Origin of the sequence: Thiofilum sp. (genome assembly GCF_016711335.1) — a bacterium.
In the GTDB taxonomy this organism is placed as follows: Bacteria; Pseudomonadota; Gammaproteobacteria; order Thiotrichales; family Thiotrichaceae; genus Thiofilum.
On the sequence record NZ_JADJTF010000001.1, the window covers coordinates 2,273,151 to 2,287,740 of the forward strand.

12 protein-coding genes are annotated in these 14,590 nt (G+C 44.3%); 8 read left to right on the forward strand and 4 right to left on the reverse strand.

The features are described 5' to 3' along the window. Nucleotides 1-6: 6 nt before the first annotated feature. The 3 genes from IPL34_RS10795 (at nt 7) to IPL34_RS10805 (ending at nt 2,777) form a co-directional block, all read left to right on the forward strand. The gene (locus IPL34_RS10795; RefSeq protein WP_296841460.1) at nt 7-843 is read left to right on the forward strand and encodes a 2OG-Fe(II) oxygenase family protein; all 837 of its coding nucleotides are present in this window, start codon (nt 7-9) and stop codon (nt 841-843) included. Between the two features lies 1 nt (nt 844). Then, nucleotides 845-1,450, forward strand: coding sequence for a 2OG-Fe(II) oxygenase (locus IPL34_RS10800; RefSeq protein WP_296841461.1), 606 nt, complete (start codon nt 845-847; stop codon nt 1,448-1,450). 103 nt (nt 1,451-1,553) lie between these two features. Next, nucleotides 1,554-2,777, forward strand: a complete 1,224-nt coding sequence (locus tag IPL34_RS10805; RefSeq protein ID WP_296841462.1) for a threonine/serine exporter family protein — start codon at nt 1,554-1,556, stop codon at nt 2,775-2,777. 59 nt (nt 2,778-2,836) lie between these two features. Here the strand turns inward: IPL34_RS10805 and IPL34_RS10810 are convergent, their stop codons facing one another. Continuing rightward, the gene (locus IPL34_RS10810; protein ID WP_296841463.1) at nt 2,837-3,796 is read right to left on the reverse strand and encodes an SH3 domain-containing protein; all 960 of its coding nucleotides are present in this window, start codon (nt 3,794-3,796) and stop codon (nt 2,837-2,839) included. A gap of 89 nt (nt 3,797-3,885) precedes the next feature. Next, nucleotides 3,886-4,557, reverse strand: a complete 672-nt coding sequence (locus IPL34_RS10815) for a glutathione S-transferase (RefSeq protein ID WP_296841464.1) — start codon at nt 4,555-4,557, stop codon at nt 3,886-3,888. 205 nt (nt 4,558-4,762) lie between these two features. Between IPL34_RS10815 and IPL34_RS10820 the strand changes: the two genes are divergently transcribed. Beyond that, nucleotides 4,763-5,647 (forward strand): LysR family transcriptional regulator, encoded by an 885-nt coding sequence (locus IPL34_RS10820; RefSeq protein ID WP_296841465.1) that lies wholly within the window; start codon nt 4,763-4,765, stop codon nt 5,645-5,647. Between the two features lie 57 nt (nt 5,648-5,704). Further along, nucleotides 5,705-6,421, forward strand: a complete 717-nt coding sequence (locus IPL34_RS10825; RefSeq protein ID WP_296841466.1) for a gamma-glutamyl-gamma-aminobutyrate hydrolase family protein — start codon at nt 5,705-5,707, stop codon at nt 6,419-6,421. A 38-nt stretch (nt 6,422-6,459) separates the two neighbouring features. Here IPL34_RS10825 and IPL34_RS10830 read toward each other — a convergent pair whose 3' ends face one another. Then, a complete protein-coding gene (locus IPL34_RS10830) occupies nt 6,460-7,734 on the reverse strand; it encodes a transposase (RefSeq protein WP_296841467.1) in 1,275 nt (424 codons plus the stop codon). A 242-nt stretch (nt 7,735-7,976) separates the two neighbouring features. Between IPL34_RS10830 and IPL34_RS10835 the strand changes: the two genes are divergently transcribed. Then, nucleotides 7,977-10,427 carry a COR domain-containing protein gene (locus IPL34_RS10835; RefSeq protein ID WP_296841468.1) on the forward strand — a complete coding sequence of 817 codons (2,451 nt, stop codon included), beginning with the start codon at nt 7,977-7,979 and terminating at the stop codon, nt 10,425-10,427. 6 nt (nt 10,428-10,433) lie between these two features. Here the strand turns inward: IPL34_RS10835 and IPL34_RS10840 are convergent, their stop codons facing one another. Further along, nucleotides 10,434-11,018, reverse strand: coding sequence for a Uma2 family endonuclease (locus IPL34_RS10840; protein WP_296841469.1), 585 nt, complete (start codon nt 11,016-11,018; stop codon nt 10,434-10,436). 155 nt (nt 11,019-11,173) lie between these two features. Between IPL34_RS10840 and murJ the strand changes: the two genes are divergently transcribed. Then, on the forward strand, nt 11,174-12,730 hold the full coding sequence (gene murJ / locus IPL34_RS10845; RefSeq protein ID WP_296841470.1) for a murein biosynthesis integral membrane protein MurJ: 1,557 nt from the start codon (nt 11,174-11,176) through the stop codon (nt 12,728-12,730). 116 nt (nt 12,731-12,846) lie between these two features. After that, complete coding sequence (locus tag IPL34_RS10850; RefSeq protein ID WP_296841471.1) at nt 12,847-14,532, forward strand: DUF945 family protein; 1,686 nt, start codon at nt 12,847-12,849, stop codon at nt 14,530-14,532. The last annotated feature ends 58 nt before the right edge of the window (nt 14,533-14,590 follow it).

Below are 14,590 nucleotides of genomic sequence, written 5' to 3' on the forward strand. Positions count from 1 at the left end.
TTAGTTATGAACTTATTAACCGTCGATTATACTGCCCCCGATGCACCCTTACAGTTTGTGGAATCATTGCGTGAGTTTGGTTTTGCAGTATTGGCGAATCATCCACTTAAAGCAGAGGGTTTAGCGCAGATTTATCAGGCATGGCAGAACTTTTTTAATAGCCCTACTAAATATCACTATGGTTTTAGTCCACGCTTTGATGGTTATTTCCCGCCAGACGTGTCAGAAACCGCAAAAGGGCATCAGGTTAAAGATCTCAAAGAGTATTTCCATTTTTATTATCCTTGGGGGCAATGCCCACCGGAATTACTCGATATTACGGTGCAATACCGCCAGCAAGCGAATCAAATTGCTGAGCAATTATTAAATTGGATTGAGCAATATTCACCGCCTGAAGTAGCCGCACATTACTCTGAGCCTTTATCCGCTATGATTAAAGGTAGTGATCAGACTTTATTACGGGTTTTGCATTATCCCCCCTTGAATGGCGATGAAGAGCCGAATGCGATTCGCGCAGCAGCGCATGAGGATATTAATTTTTTAACTATTTTACCGGCTGCCAATCAACCCGGATTACAAGTACTTACTAAAGAAAATCAGTGGCTAGATGTGCCTTGTGATTTTGGTTTATTGATTATTAATATTGGCGATATGCTACAAGAAGCCTCCAATGGTTATTTTCCTTCAACGACGCATCGAGTGATTAATCCATCCGAGCAAGAGCGCAATAAATCACGTTTGTCATTACCTTTATTTTTACATCCACGCCCTGAAGTGGTGTTATCACCCCGTCATACCGCACACAGCTATTTACAAGAACGTTTAAAAGAATTGGGTTTTTAGTATGAGCAGTGTTCCTCATCTCACTACTTTAAAAGAGTTAGTGCCTAATAGTTTTATATTTGCTAAACACAATGCACTGCCTGATTTTTTATGTGACAACATGGTAGAGCGTTTTGAGCAAGCCCATCAGGATCAATATGCTGGGCGTATTGGGCAAACTATGGGTAGTGATCAAAGCATTAAAAAAACTACCGATATATTTGTCAGTGGCGATGATAAACCCCATTGGAAAGATGTCGATAATAACTTACACCGTTCTCTGGCTTTAGCGTTACGTGAGTTTCGTGAGGTTTATCCCTATTTTAAGGGCCCTTTTAAAGATATGGGCTATAATTTGCAACGCTATCAAGCGGGTGAGTATTATCATTGGCATATTGATGGTGGGAGTCATCAATTTGCACTGCGTCAATTAGTGGCGCTGTGGTATTTAAATGATGTGCCCGTAGAAAATGGCGGAACAACTGATTTTCTATTTCAAAAACTCAGTGTGCAACCGGAAAAGGGCAAGTTAGTCTTATTCCCTCCCTTTTGGACACACGAGCATCGTGCAGGGCTGATTAAGTCGGGTGTGAAATATATAGCGACGACTTGGATTGTATTTGCCTAGCTAGGCCAGGGGCTTAGTACTTTTGTAGTATCCGCTAGACATTACGGAACATTCTAGCAATCATGCACCACTAAGCACCTTTCCATCCTAATTGAGTCATGCTATGACCAAGATTGAGTTAAATCGTATTCGGCGTTTTGTGCTGCGTCTGGGTAAGACCTTGCATGAATATGGCACACCTGCGCATCGTTTAGAGGGAATCTTAAACGATACTACACGCCAATTGGGTTTAGAGGGTGACTTTCTGGTGACTCCGACCAGTTTGACCTTTGTGTTTTGGGAACAAAACTCTGAGGATGAGTTTACCCATGTCATGCGCGTGTGTCCTGGGGGTATTGATCTTAATCGCTTAGCTGCTACGCATCAATTGGTCGAGCAAGTACTGGCAGGACAAATCACTTTAGATCAAGGCTTTGAGCGCCTAGAGCAGATCAGTCAACTACCTAGCCCTTACCCTGATTGGTTGGATTTTTTTACTTGGGGTAGTACCTCTTTGTGTTTTGCTGCGCTATGTGGTGCAGATGCGCTCACAACTATGTGCGCTATGTTTGCAGGTTGGCTAGCGTATTGCTTAACGTTGTGGGCTGGGCGCTCCAAACGGGTAGAAGAAATGCTGGAGCCGCTCTCGGCGTTATTAATTGCGCTGTTGGGTAGTGGTTTAACGGCATTGGGTATGCAGTTAAACGTACCTATTTTAGTATTATCCGGCATTATTATTTTTATTCCCGGATTATCGCTTACTATTGGTCTAAGAGAATTAGCGGCACGCCATTTAATGTCAGGAACTGCACGAATTATGGATGCCTCCATGACCTTATTTAAATTATATTTTGGAACTATTTTAGGGCTAGCACTAGGTGGTTTATGGTGGGGCAATACTAATTTACATATGCCTTTAGGTAATTATAACGAATTACAATATTTAGCGGTCTTAGGTTTAGCCTCTTCTTTATTAGTCACCTTTAAAATTAGCCAACGCGATGCAATTTGGGGCTTGCTTTCAGGGTGTATTGCTTATTTAGGAGCTATGTTAGGTAATTATTGGTTTGGGGCGAGTTTAGGTGGGTTAGTAGGCGCTCTAGTAGTAGGGGTCTATGCGAATTTATATTCATCTATCCGTAAAGTGCCGTCGAGCTTAGTCTTATTACCCGGCTTAGTATTATTAGTACCGGGGAGTAAGGTGTATGTTGGATTAAATAGTTTGGTTTCAGGTGAAAATATTTTGATTAGTACTCCTACTGGAGTGCAGGTGTTTTTAACCTTTATGTCTATTGTGGCGGGACTGATGTTTGCTAATGCTATCGTCCCACCTAAACAACGTTTATAGTTCTTATCATGCTTCTTACACTCTAAGTAAGAAGCTAAATAGTTGGCTCTAGAACAAACTTACTTCATAGCCTGCATTTGTTTGATATAATTGCGGGCCTTGGTTGCTTCTGGAGTAGCGGCTAAAGGTTTTAATACGGCTGACCACGCTTTTAAATCGACATCACTGCTATCTTGTTCAGGTTTTTTCCAATCATCTACCATATATTTGAAATTCTCATTAAGATTAGTCAGTGCTGTTTTGACATATTTACCTTTAGGATAACGTTTTAAATACTCACCCTCAGTGCGTAGTAAAGCCACTGACATACACCCAATAAATCCTTCGCATTCTCCCCCTAAACGCTGTTGAGCCGCTTGCCAAGTAACAAAATCACCAATAGGGTCACGTTTATAGTGATCAGCTAATTTCCAAAAATGCTCACCATTAGCGATATATTGTCCTGAAACCTCATCATAAAAAGCATTTTTCTGATCGTGCTGTTTTACCCACGCTTTATACGGGGCTTTATCTAATTGATCTACCGGAACACTATCAAATGACTTTTGCAAGGCTATAAGTTTATATATCTCTAATTCGCCTTTAGCATTACGACTTTTGGCCTGAGCCGCTGCTTTATCAGCTAAGTGATATAAAGCTACAGCATTAGCAAAGGGAATAGATTCGTCTTTTAATTTAGTGCGTAATAATTCCAACACACCGGATTCATAATTTTGGGTGGGAATTAAAAAGCTGCCAAATACCCAACCTGTACCCTGATCGGTTTTGACTTGATACCAATGCGCGGTTTTACCAGCAACGGTACTTTGGCTAGGCGTTTTTTGTAATGGAGTGACGGCTGTACCTAGGGCTAATTTGCCTAGTTCTTTAGCCGAGGTGGTTGGTTCAGCGCGAAGTCTGACACCATCACCATTGACAATATAGTTAGCAGTCGCAACCACTTCAGAGCGGGCATAGCTCGGTGTGCTAAGGGTAATAGTACCCAAAGCTAATACACTGATTAATAATAACTGACGCATGTGAAACCCCTCGTTTGTCTGGAAAAACCCTACTCTACACCAAGGGGCAAACCTACCCAACACTTTGTATCAAGTAGGTTTTTATTTGTCTATTCTTCTAGCAATGTGCCCATATGATAGTGTTCTAAGACATAGGTGTTGGCTTCTGTACGCGCACCTGCTAACCAGTCCTGCATAGCGGGAAGGGCATACATAGCTTGTGCCCAACGCTCAAAAGCAGGCGACACGTTTAAGCCATAATTACGCACCCGCCACATTACTGGTGCATACATGGCATCGACCGCGCCAAATTCACCTACTAAAAACTCACCCGCAGGTTTATTGGGGGCTTGCTCAAATAAGGCCCAGATTTCGGCTAGACGCTTGAGCACTGCTTGCACTTCTTTAGAGACTTCTATACGGCGCTGCTGGCGGCAATTCATCGGGCATTCGCTGCGAATGGCTTGAAAGCTGCTGTGCATTTCGGCGGCAGCACAACGAGCTAAGGTTCTTAACTGTTTATCTTCGGGCCAAAAGTGTTGGTCTGGGTAGGTTTCATGTAGGTATTCCATGATAGCGAGGCTATCCCAAATCACTTGCTCACCCACTATGAGCTGTGGCACTTGGGCAGGCGTTTTGTGCTCGGCTGCAAATTGATTGAGGCTGTCGTCGTGGTAAAACGGAAAGAATAATTCTTCAAAGGCAATGCCTTTTACCTTCATAGCAATCCATGGACGCAGTGACCAAGATGAATAGTTTTTATAGCCGACGCAGAGTTTCATGTTTAGTCCTTAGTGAGTGGTAATAGAGAACCCCCTCCCTAACCCTCCCCCGCAGGTGGGGAGGGAATAAGACCAACGTTTGTATCAGCCTCCTCACCCATTTCGGGGGAGGTTGGGAGGGGGTCTTAATAAATACAAGCCTAACAGCGTGACATATGCATAAAAAGCGAATAATTTAAAATAAACCATTCGGAGATTTTGCATAATGCACCCACGTCAAATTCAAAGCCTGCTGAAAGTGGTGGAACTAGGCAGTGTGAATCGTGCTGCTGAGGAGTTGTATCTGGCGCCTTCGAGTATTTCGGCACAGCTTAAAGAGTTATCTAGTATTTTGGGGGTTGAGCTGTTTGAAACGGTAGGGCGTGGGATTGTATTGAGTCCAGCAGGGCGCGAGCTGCTGCCGATGTTGCAACAGTTTCATAGCTTAGTGGAGGATATTCACCAACAAGCTCAAACGATTACAACCGAACCTTCAGGGGTGTTGAAACTGTTTGCGCCAAGTTCGATGTGTATTTATCGCCTACCGTCTTTGATTGAGCGCTTGCAAGCGTTAGCGCCACAATTAGAAATTCATCTGACCCACGAGCCTTTTGATTATCAACGTGCTTTGCTACAGGCTGAGATTGATGCGGCGATTGTGGTGAATGAAAGTGTGAGTGCAGAATGGCAAGCGCATCAATGGCATAGGGAGGAGGTGGTGTATGTGTGCCATCCCAAGCGCCATCAAGAGCAGGTATTGTCACTGGATCAGTTGTTAGAGCAACCGATTATTACGACTGAAGCGGGGTGTACCTATCGAGTACGCGCTGAGCAGCATTTTAAGGCTAATGGTCTAGTGTTAAAGCCGCGTCAAGCCTTTGCCAATGTGGAGGTCATTAAGCGTTGCCTATTTGCCAATATGGGTGTGGGTTTATTGCCCTTGTGTGTGGTGGCGGATGATGTGGCAGAAGGACGCTTGAAGGTGCAGGCGGTGCAGGGGACACCTTATCCCTTTAGTTCGTGGCTGATTTATCCGAAAAATCGGCATGTATTGCCTAAGTTACAAGTATTGGTGGAGTTGGTGAGGGGGGATAAGCTCAGTGATCAATGACACTCTTCCTAAGTGCTTTTATACTGTGATCACAACAGCACATCACGGAGTAGCAGTATGTTAATTGGTATTTTGGAAACGGGGGTGGTGGCGAATGAGCTGGCTCCTCAACATGGTTCGTATAGTCTGATGTTTCAACAGCTTTTGGGGGGCGTGACTAGCGATTGGACGTTTAAGGTTTATAAGGTGCTGGATTTGCAATTGCCTGCTGCACCCCAAGAGTGTGATGGTTGGTTGATCACGGGGTCGCGGCATGGGGTGTATGATAATTTGCCTTGGATTGAGCCTTTGAAGGGGTTTATTCGGGAGATTCATGCGGCGAAAAAGCCTTTGATTGGGATTTGTTTTGGTCATCAGATTATTGCTGAAGCGCTGGGCGGTAAAGTGATTAAATCGCCTAAAGGTTGGGGCTTGGGGCTGCATGAGTATGAGGTGAAATCGACATTGCCGCATTTGCCAGAGAGTGAAGCGGTGGGGCAATTAAAGATTCATGCGATGCATCAAGATCAGGTGGTGCAGTTGCCGCCGGATGCGAAGGTGTTGGCGAGTTCGGAGTTTTGTGAGTATGCGGGGCTGGTGTATGGGGAGCATATTTTTACGCTTCAGGGTCATCCTGAGTTTTCGCGTGAATTTGAGGAGGCGTTGATTCGGTTGCGCACGGGGGCGGTGTTTCCTGAGAGTATTGCGCAGGAGGCGGTGGGGAGTATGACGGTTGATCCTGATACTCAGGTGTTGGCGCAGTGGATGGCGGGGTTTTTTCAGGCGCAGCGATAGCCCCCTCCCTAGCCCTCCCCCGCAAGGGGCATAAGTATCTACACATTTTTATGCATTACCGAACGGAGGGTCTGGGAGAGGGTTTGAATCTCTGCGGGTGAATACGAGTCCAGTAGCTGGACTAACGCCAGAAAAGTTTCTAACCCAGCTAATAAGGCTGGGTAAGTAAAGGTGACCTTAGAACGCATCTGTCGACCACTCAAGCGAATCAACAACTGCCGAAGTTGCTGTACTTCCGGTTGAGGACTCACGGCAATCGCCCAGACGGTGACACAGGCCATACTCGTGACCAAAAGCCGTTTCGCGACGGCTAGTGCAGACTCCTGTTGCCACGCTTCGAGTTGATGTCCGGCGGATTTGAGTAGTTTAAAGAAACTCTCAATCTGCCAACGCCAGTAGTACCACAAGACCAGTGTGTCGGCGGTGGGGGCTGTGAGGGTAGTGAGCAATAACCACTGAGCGATCATGTCCCCTTGTTCATTGAAGAGGCGACTGACCACCAAGCGTGCCATCACCGGCTCCCCCGCGACCGAGGGTTGGACCTGCTTTTTACAGCTCGGTTTAGACCGACGGGTTACACTCACCGGTATTTCGCCCACGTATTGTTCATGGGGTTTACCCTGAACCTGTACGGTTCTGGCTCGATGGTAGGTGAGCTGCTCTGCTAGGGTTTTACTGGCTAGAGCCGACCCTTGATAGGTCAACTGCGGGTTGTCCCGAATACGAACCAACCACTGAATCCCGGATGACTGCCAACGACGGTAATGACCCACCGAATCCCCTTCGCGATCCATCAGATGAACCAAGGGACGGGAAAACCCTAAGCCCTCCAGATGCTCCATCGCACGGCTCACCTCATCCAAATGCGTACGAGGCGTTAACACCTCCTCCTCATACGTGGCCTGACGACCCACTCCACTCACTAGGCATTGCGCTACCGGGGCAATCGGTTCACCGGTTTGATCACTGATGACTAAACTACTTTGTAAATCATAGCCTTGATCGCTGGCATGCGTAATCGCATAACGATCTGCCTTATTCGCATGACGATACGCTAACCGCGACCAATCGTGGATACACAACGCATACGAACCACAGCGCTCCGTAATGCCCTCATGAGCCGCTGCCGTTAACGGCGCTTGCAGCACTGACAAACTCACCACCGGATTCGCATAAAAACGCCACGCCGCTTGTGTGTGGGCAAAACTGCTCACCCCATCGTTCAAGGCTTTCATACCTGCACTCAGCGGCTCACTGACCTTCATGTAACTCTGAACCATGCGTTCATAACGCAAACTCAGGCGGGCATCCACACCCGCTAACTTTTTTTATATCCATACCGTTATCTTCTCATCATCACTTCAACTTGTGTAGATACTTATGCCGCAAGGGGTGGAGGGAATAAGATTTCAAATTTCAAAACCTGCGTTCTTACTCTTTCTTACTCCCTTCCCCCATTTCGGGGGTAAGGGTTGGGGATGGGGGCTTTTGGGCTGAATGTTGTTTTTGAATATGCCAGAATAGTGTTTTTACCCTAATTTGAATCGGGCTGGGTATGAGTGAGGATTTACAGCTTCCTACAGTTGAGGAGTTAGAGCAGCTTTATCGTGAGAAAGGAAAAGATGCTTTAGTTTGGTTTGCATGGCGCTGTGCATTGAGAGCATCTTTGGTGTTGGGAGCTAAACCACTAGAAACTATTTGGGAAAAAAACACTATAGGACATGCTTACTCAATAATAAGAATATCTTTTATTTTATCAGATTTTGTTAAAACTTATTTTATCTTTGCCGAAGCTGCCGATGTCGCCGCTGATGCTGCTACTGACACCGCCGCCAGAGCCGCAGCCGCTGCTGCCAGAGCTGCGATTGATGCTACTGACTATGCCAATTATGCTATCAAAGCAGTTGCTGCTGCTACCAGAGCTGCTGCTGAAGCCGCCTTAGTGGTCAATTATACTGTCTACGCCACTAGAGCCACCAAAGTCACCATTGATCCCACCAAATTATCTATAATAAATGATTATCAATGGGCATTAAAACAAGATGACTTTAAGTGGCAACTAATACCTTTTTGGGATAATAAGCCTACTATCGTAGGTAAGTGGGAATCCAACCTTTTAGACAATTTAAAAGTATTAAAGCTTGATTTTCTTGCTGATGATTTAAAGAAAGTGTGGGAAGGTGAGCCGATTGGAAAACATGGCAAAAATTATTTAAAAAAATTATCAGATACTATTACTAATGACCCCATTGCTCTACGTCGTGCTATTCTCGGTGAAGAAACCGAACAAATCCAAGCAGTACGAGTACTTTTACTAGGCTCAGGCGGCGCAGGAAAAAGCTCATTAGTAGATCGCTTGCAAGCTAATCCTATAGAACATGTGAAGCCTAGTACCAAAGGAGTTGATTACCTAAATCACCAGTCTCTAAAGTTAGAGCAAAAGCATCCTGATTTTAAATTAGAAACTAATGATCTAGACTTATACCTTTGGGATTTTGGCGGTCAAACCATTTTTCACGGTTTACACAGTGCCTTCCTCCACGAAAACTGTGTTTATGTCCTAGTAGTTGATAGCCGCCATGAGCAAGCCCCTGATGAATGGTTGCATCAAATCCGCCACTTAGCAGGCAATCAAGCCAATGTCCTGCTAATCACCAACGAATACGAAAACTGCAAAACCCAGCAAAACCAAAAACGTCTACTGCGTGAATTTCCTGATTTATTAAATGAGCAAAGCTTTTTTTATTTTTCCTGTCTTACACCAGACCTAGCTACTTTTAAAAGCTTCCTCAAAAAATTAATTCAAGTAAGCTCAGAAAGTAGGCGAGCTATATTTAAAAGTACGCTAGACATACGTGATGAGCTAAGCACTCGTTATCAATCCGAAGTGTTTTTAAATCTAGATGAAGTTGAAGAGATTATTGCTGATAAGGTAGAAATTGAGGATTATAGACCTAGCACTTTAACGCAATTAGAACAGCTAGGTTTTATTATTCCAGCTAAAGGTGAAAAATATTGCCTTAATCCAGTATGGGTAGTCGATAATGCCTACAAATTACTGTATTCCGATGAAGTGAGAAATAATCATGGCATTATTAGCCTCAACGCTATTCGTAAAACTCTCAATTGCTCAGATAAATATCAAGCTGAAATATTAGTCCGTGATTTATTACAAGAGCGTGCGCTATGCTGTGCTATTTCTAAGAATGAATACTTCTTCCCCGACGCAGCGAGTACTGATGAGCCAGATCAAGCCACCGAAATAATTAAAAATCCTATTTTAACCCTACGCTTTGACGTGCCCTATTTACCGCTAGGCTTCCACGCCCGCCTAGTCCATAAGCTCTACAATCCCACTAAAAGCGTCACGATTCAAAACACCGAGGATATTTGGCGACAAGGCTTTATTCTCAAAGTCATCGAGCAAAAGCAAACCAAATCCCAAGCGGTCATTCATTATCTACTGCGTAAAAGTGCGATTGAAATGATATTTAATGGCGAGGTCGCGTATTTTGCTACCCTACTAGATGAATTTTATCCTCAACTAGAAGCAGCACTAGATACCAGTGCCGCCCAGCAAAAAATAAAGATTCAAACTCTAGTCAGTGACGATGCACAAAATCTACTAGCTATTCCCTCAGGCTATAAATTGATTGATGCTCTGAAAAAAGCTAGTACTCCTAACGAAATTGCCGAACAGGTAAATAAAATGACTAAAGAAAACGCTATTAATATAACAGCAGGTGCAGGCAGCCAGATTATTATCGGTGATGGCAATAAACAAAAAGCCAACTCTAATAATACTCAGCAGCCTGCTAGTGTCGCTGGTAGTAGTTCTAATACCGCAACCGTTACGCCTGATACTATAAAAGCAGAGCGTCGCCAACGTTTATTAACGAAGCTGAGCGATTTATATAAGCAATATGACTACGAAACGCGAGCCGAAGAAAAAATGCGTATTAAAGTGTTACTTGATGACACACAACAAGAGTTAAACAGTTTATAAGAGCAGTCACCCAGCACGATCTTGTAAAAATCCCCACTCAATTGCTAGATCGGGAAATAATCCCACCGCGACCGGATCAGTGAGAGGATACATCCTAGGATGGTTTGCATATGTACCACTAGCACCTAAGGTATACACCATCAACCATGTATCAGTGGGGTGGATAATCCAATATTCCTTCACACCATGCCGCTCATACAAACGCCGTTTAATATCCATATCTTTCAACGCAGTTGAAGGGGATAACACCTCAATAATCCAGTCAGGCGCACCGCGACAACCCTTATCGTCTAGCTTATGCGCATCACAAATAACCGCCAAATCCGGCTGTACTGTGGTCTCGATCAACTCATCGGCTTCATTATTTGCCGGTAAGCGCACATCAAAGGGGGCAGCATAGATACTACAAGACTTACCAGAGAGATAAGAGCGAATCTGAAAGCCTACTTCAAAGCTGACCAGTTGATGCTGACGTGAAGGCGCTGTCATGGCATAGGGGACACCCTCAAGTAATTCCCATTGTTCCTCACTAGGCCAACTCGCATAGTCACCATAAGTAAACACCAACTCTGGTTTGATAAGTGCGCTCATTATGCTTATCTCTTAATATGATCTGACCCTAGTATAGCAAAATCTCCTCATACACCTAAGCCCTAGACTCTCCACACCATTTCCTTATCCACTACGTGACCTCTGCATTGCTTTAATGCACACTATGGCGCTTTCTTGTCTGGACAAATACTAGAATGAGTCGATTATTGCGTTCTGGCGCGGTGATTAGTGCTATGACTATGATTTCGCGCATTATGGGGCTAATACGTGATCAGGTCGTAGCACGCTATTTCCCTGTGGATGGGGCAACGGATGCGTTTTTTGTAGCCTTTAAAATACCTAATTTGCTGCGGCGCATGTTTGCTGAGGGTGCTTTTTCGCTCGCCTTTGTGCCTATTTTGTCGGAATACAAAGAAACCAAAAGCCGTGAAGCATTACAAGATTTAATCGATCATGTGGCGGGGGCATTAGCGCTAATTTTATTTGTGGTAACACTCATCGGTATAGTCGCAGCGCCCTTATTGATTTGGGTTTTTGCTCCGGGCTTTGGTTCACAGCCAGAGGCTCAACCTGAGTTAGCTGCCGATTTATTGCGCATTACTTTTCCGTATATTTTATTTATTTCATTAGCAGCCCTAGTTACGGGTATTCTCAATACCTTTAGCAAATTTGCGATTCCAGCGCTCACTCCGGTATTGCTGAATATTATTATGATTATTGCCGCCATTTGGGCAGCTCCTTATTTTGAGCAGCCTATTATGGCATTAGCGTGGGGGGTATTTTTTGCAGGTATTGCCCAATTAGTGTTTCAATTGCCCACGCTTTATAAACTTGGTCTTATGCCTAAATTTAAATTTAAGCGGGTGCATGAAGGCGTGTCACGCATTATGAAACTGATGCTACCCGCTATTTTTGGCTCTTCCGTAGCGCAGCTTAATTTGCTCCTGAATACTATTATTGCCTCTTATTTAGTGGTGGGGAGTGTGAGTTGGCTCTATTTTTCGGATCGCTTTGTCGAATTACCGCTAGCGATTATTGGTGTTGCGATTGGCACGGTGATTTTGCCTAGACTTTCGAGTAATCATGCTACCAAAAACGAGAGTGAATTTCGTCAGACCTTAGATTGGGCGTTAAAATTGGGGCTGATTATTGCTTTGCCTGCGACCGTGGGTTTAATTTTATTAGCTGAACCCATTTTAGCCACAGTGATGATGTATGGCGCTTATACTTGGCGCGATGTAGAAATGTCAGGATTGAGTTTAATGACCTATGCCTTGGGTTTGCCCGCTTTTATTTTGGTCAAATTGCTCGCACCCGGATTTTATTCGCGCCAAGATACTAAGACTCCGGTGCGTATCGGGGTGATTGCAGTCGTGTCGAATATGGTTTTTAACTTAGTGATTGTACTGCCGTGGTATTGGTCGGGTTGGGTAGGAGCGCATGCGGGTTTAGCTTTAGCGACGGCCTTAGCAGGGTTTGTCAATGCGGGTTTACTCTATCGGGCGTTAAGACGCGATCAAGTACTGAGCACCTCAACTGGATGGTCTAAGTATTTGGTGCAATTATTAGCCGCTTGTGTGGTCTCAGGCTTAGCCGTGTGGTTACTAATGCCTGTTGAAACGTGGTGGCAAAGTGCTTCTGCGTTACATCGCATTGGAGCGTTGAGCGGATTAGTGGTCGTTTCATTAGTCAGTTATGTTCTGACATTACAGTTAGTTGGCGTTAAGCTCAGGCAGATGTTAGCCCGCTAATGACCAGAGAGTCTGCTATACTAGCGCAATCTATCAATTTAAAATTACCTTAAATAAAGTTGTGTCTAATGATCATGTGGATCTAGACCAACACTAAACATTCAGTGGAGATATAAATGAGTAAAGCAGCCTATTTGTTAGCGCTTCCAGTAGTGGTCGCTGCCGCTTGGGGGGGAAGTACATGGTATGTGGGTCAACAAACCAAAGGTGTCATGGACGAGTTCATTAAAAAGAATAATGAATTAAATAGCGTACATGGTTTGCAACAAGAAGTAGTTAGTTATGATCAGGGCTTTTTAAACTCCAAAGCAGTGATTAAATTAAATATGACTCAGCCACCCTTTAATGAGTTGGTCAAAGATTTAAGGTTTAATGCCGAGATTAAAAATGGACCGGTATTAATGGGAGATGGGGGAATTGGTACAGGTTTATCTCGTTGGATTATTACGCTGGATCAAGAGTCGATTCAAGATGCCACTATTAAGTCAGCAGTGAAAGAAGCCTTTGGGGGTAAAGATCCGTTTGTAGGCACGATGGATATTGGTTTTGGTAATAACTACGACAGTAAAGTCGTGGTAAACCCCATTAGTTATAAAGCTGATGGTAATGATTTAAGTTTTGCGGGCGCTACCATTACAGGTACAGGTAATGCAGATGAGTACACTGGTAAAGCTAAATTAGAAGGCGGCGAGTTTAAAGCGACTTTAGAGGATGGCACGGTCATTACCGCACCTAAAACGACCGCTGATGTGGATATGACTGGATTGGTGGGTTCTAGCCTATTAGGCACTATGCAGTTTAAATCCAGCCAAGTGAGTTTTAAAACTAAAGATATGCCCGAAATTAGTCTGGATTTAGGTGTTGATACTAAGTCCGATAAAGTCGATCAGGTACTTAATGGTACAGTAGGGTTTAGTGCTACCAATATTAAAGGTGTGCCTGAGGACATGCTCAGCAATGCTCGCTATGACCTCGCTTATAATGATTTTAAGGTTGAGGGTATTGAAGAGTTAACAAAGCTGCAAAATGAATTGCAGAATGTGCAGTCTCAAATTGATTTTAATGACGCCAATACCGAAACGCCCGAAGGTCAGAAAAAGACGATGGAGCTATTTGGTAAGATTCAAGAAATTGGCGGCAAAATGATGGAAACGGCATTTACCAAAATGCTGGTGGCAGATAAAAGCCGTCTGACACAAAAAATTGCTCTCGATAATCCCAAAGGTAAAACCCAATTAGATATTGATCTCACCTATCATGGCGGCGATAAAGTCCCCACTATGAATGATCTAATGATGCAAACCTTTAGTGCTGAACAATGGGCGAATTTAGTGCGTGGCTCAGTGATTCTCAATGCAGATAAAGCTATGTTGCCCCCCATTGCCGGAATGATGCTTATGCAGCCAGTGGAGCAAGGTTTACTAGAGGATAGCGCTAATCAATATAAGCTCAATCTCAAACTCAATGGTGAGCAAGTAGAACTTAATGGCAAGGCTATGCCTATTATGGAGTTATTCACCAAAGTAGTAGGCGGTGCTGGAGCGGCTCCTGCGGCTGAAGGGGAGGAGGAACTTCCTGAGATGTCGAGTGAAGGGGTAACAGCCGCTGAGTTAGAGTCTTTAGGCGTGCCTGCTGATATTGCCAAAGAAATGGAGGCAAATGGTTTAACCCCAGAGATCATGAAGAAGCTAGAGGATAATAAAGATATTAGCCCTGAAGTGTTAGAGATGATGCGCCAGTTACAGCAAATGCAACAAGGCACAGAAGGGACAGCGCCTGACCAACCCGCTCCGGCACAATAATCTAGTTAGCCAGTTCGCTTGAGGTCGGTTTGCTTTAAACCATAAGGGTGCTTGATTT

What these genes read in the sequence shown, in the direction of transcription:
- IPL34_RS10795 (WP_296841460.1), top strand. Translation starts at nt 7, where the DNA reads ATGAACTTATTAACCGTCGATTATACTGCCCCCGATGCACCCTTACAG.
- IPL34_RS10800 (WP_296841461.1), top strand. Translation starts at nt 845, where the DNA reads ATGAGCAGTGTTCCTCATCTCACTACTTTAAAAGAGTTAGTGCCTAAT.
- IPL34_RS10805 (WP_296841462.1), top strand. Translation starts at nt 1,554, where the DNA reads ATGACCAAGATTGAGTTAAATCGTATTCGGCGTTTTGTGCTGCGTCTG.
- IPL34_RS10810 (WP_296841463.1), bottom strand. Translation starts at nt 3,796, where the DNA reads ATGCGTCAGTTATTATTAATCAGTGTATTAGCTTTGGGTACTATTACC.
- IPL34_RS10815 (WP_296841464.1), bottom strand. Translation starts at nt 4,557, where the DNA reads ATGAAACTCTGCGTCGGCTATAAAAACTATTCATCTTGGTCACTGCGT.
- IPL34_RS10820 (WP_296841465.1), top strand. Translation starts at nt 4,763, where the DNA reads ATGCACCCACGTCAAATTCAAAGCCTGCTGAAAGTGGTGGAACTAGGC.
- IPL34_RS10825 (WP_296841466.1), top strand. Translation starts at nt 5,705, where the DNA reads ATGTTAATTGGTATTTTGGAAACGGGGGTGGTGGCGAATGAGCTGGCT.
- IPL34_RS10835 (WP_296841468.1), top strand. Translation starts at nt 7,977, where the DNA reads ATGAGTGAGGATTTACAGCTTCCTACAGTTGAGGAGTTAGAGCAGCTT.
- IPL34_RS10840 (WP_296841469.1), bottom strand. Translation starts at nt 11,018, where the DNA reads ATGAGCGCACTTATCAAACCAGAGTTGGTGTTTACTTATGGTGACTAT.
- murJ (WP_296841470.1), top strand. Translation starts at nt 11,174, where the DNA reads ATGAGTCGATTATTGCGTTCTGGCGCGGTGATTAGTGCTATGACTATG.
- IPL34_RS10850 (WP_296841471.1), top strand. Translation starts at nt 12,847, where the DNA reads ATGAGTAAAGCAGCCTATTTGTTAGCGCTTCCAGTAGTGGTCGCTGCC.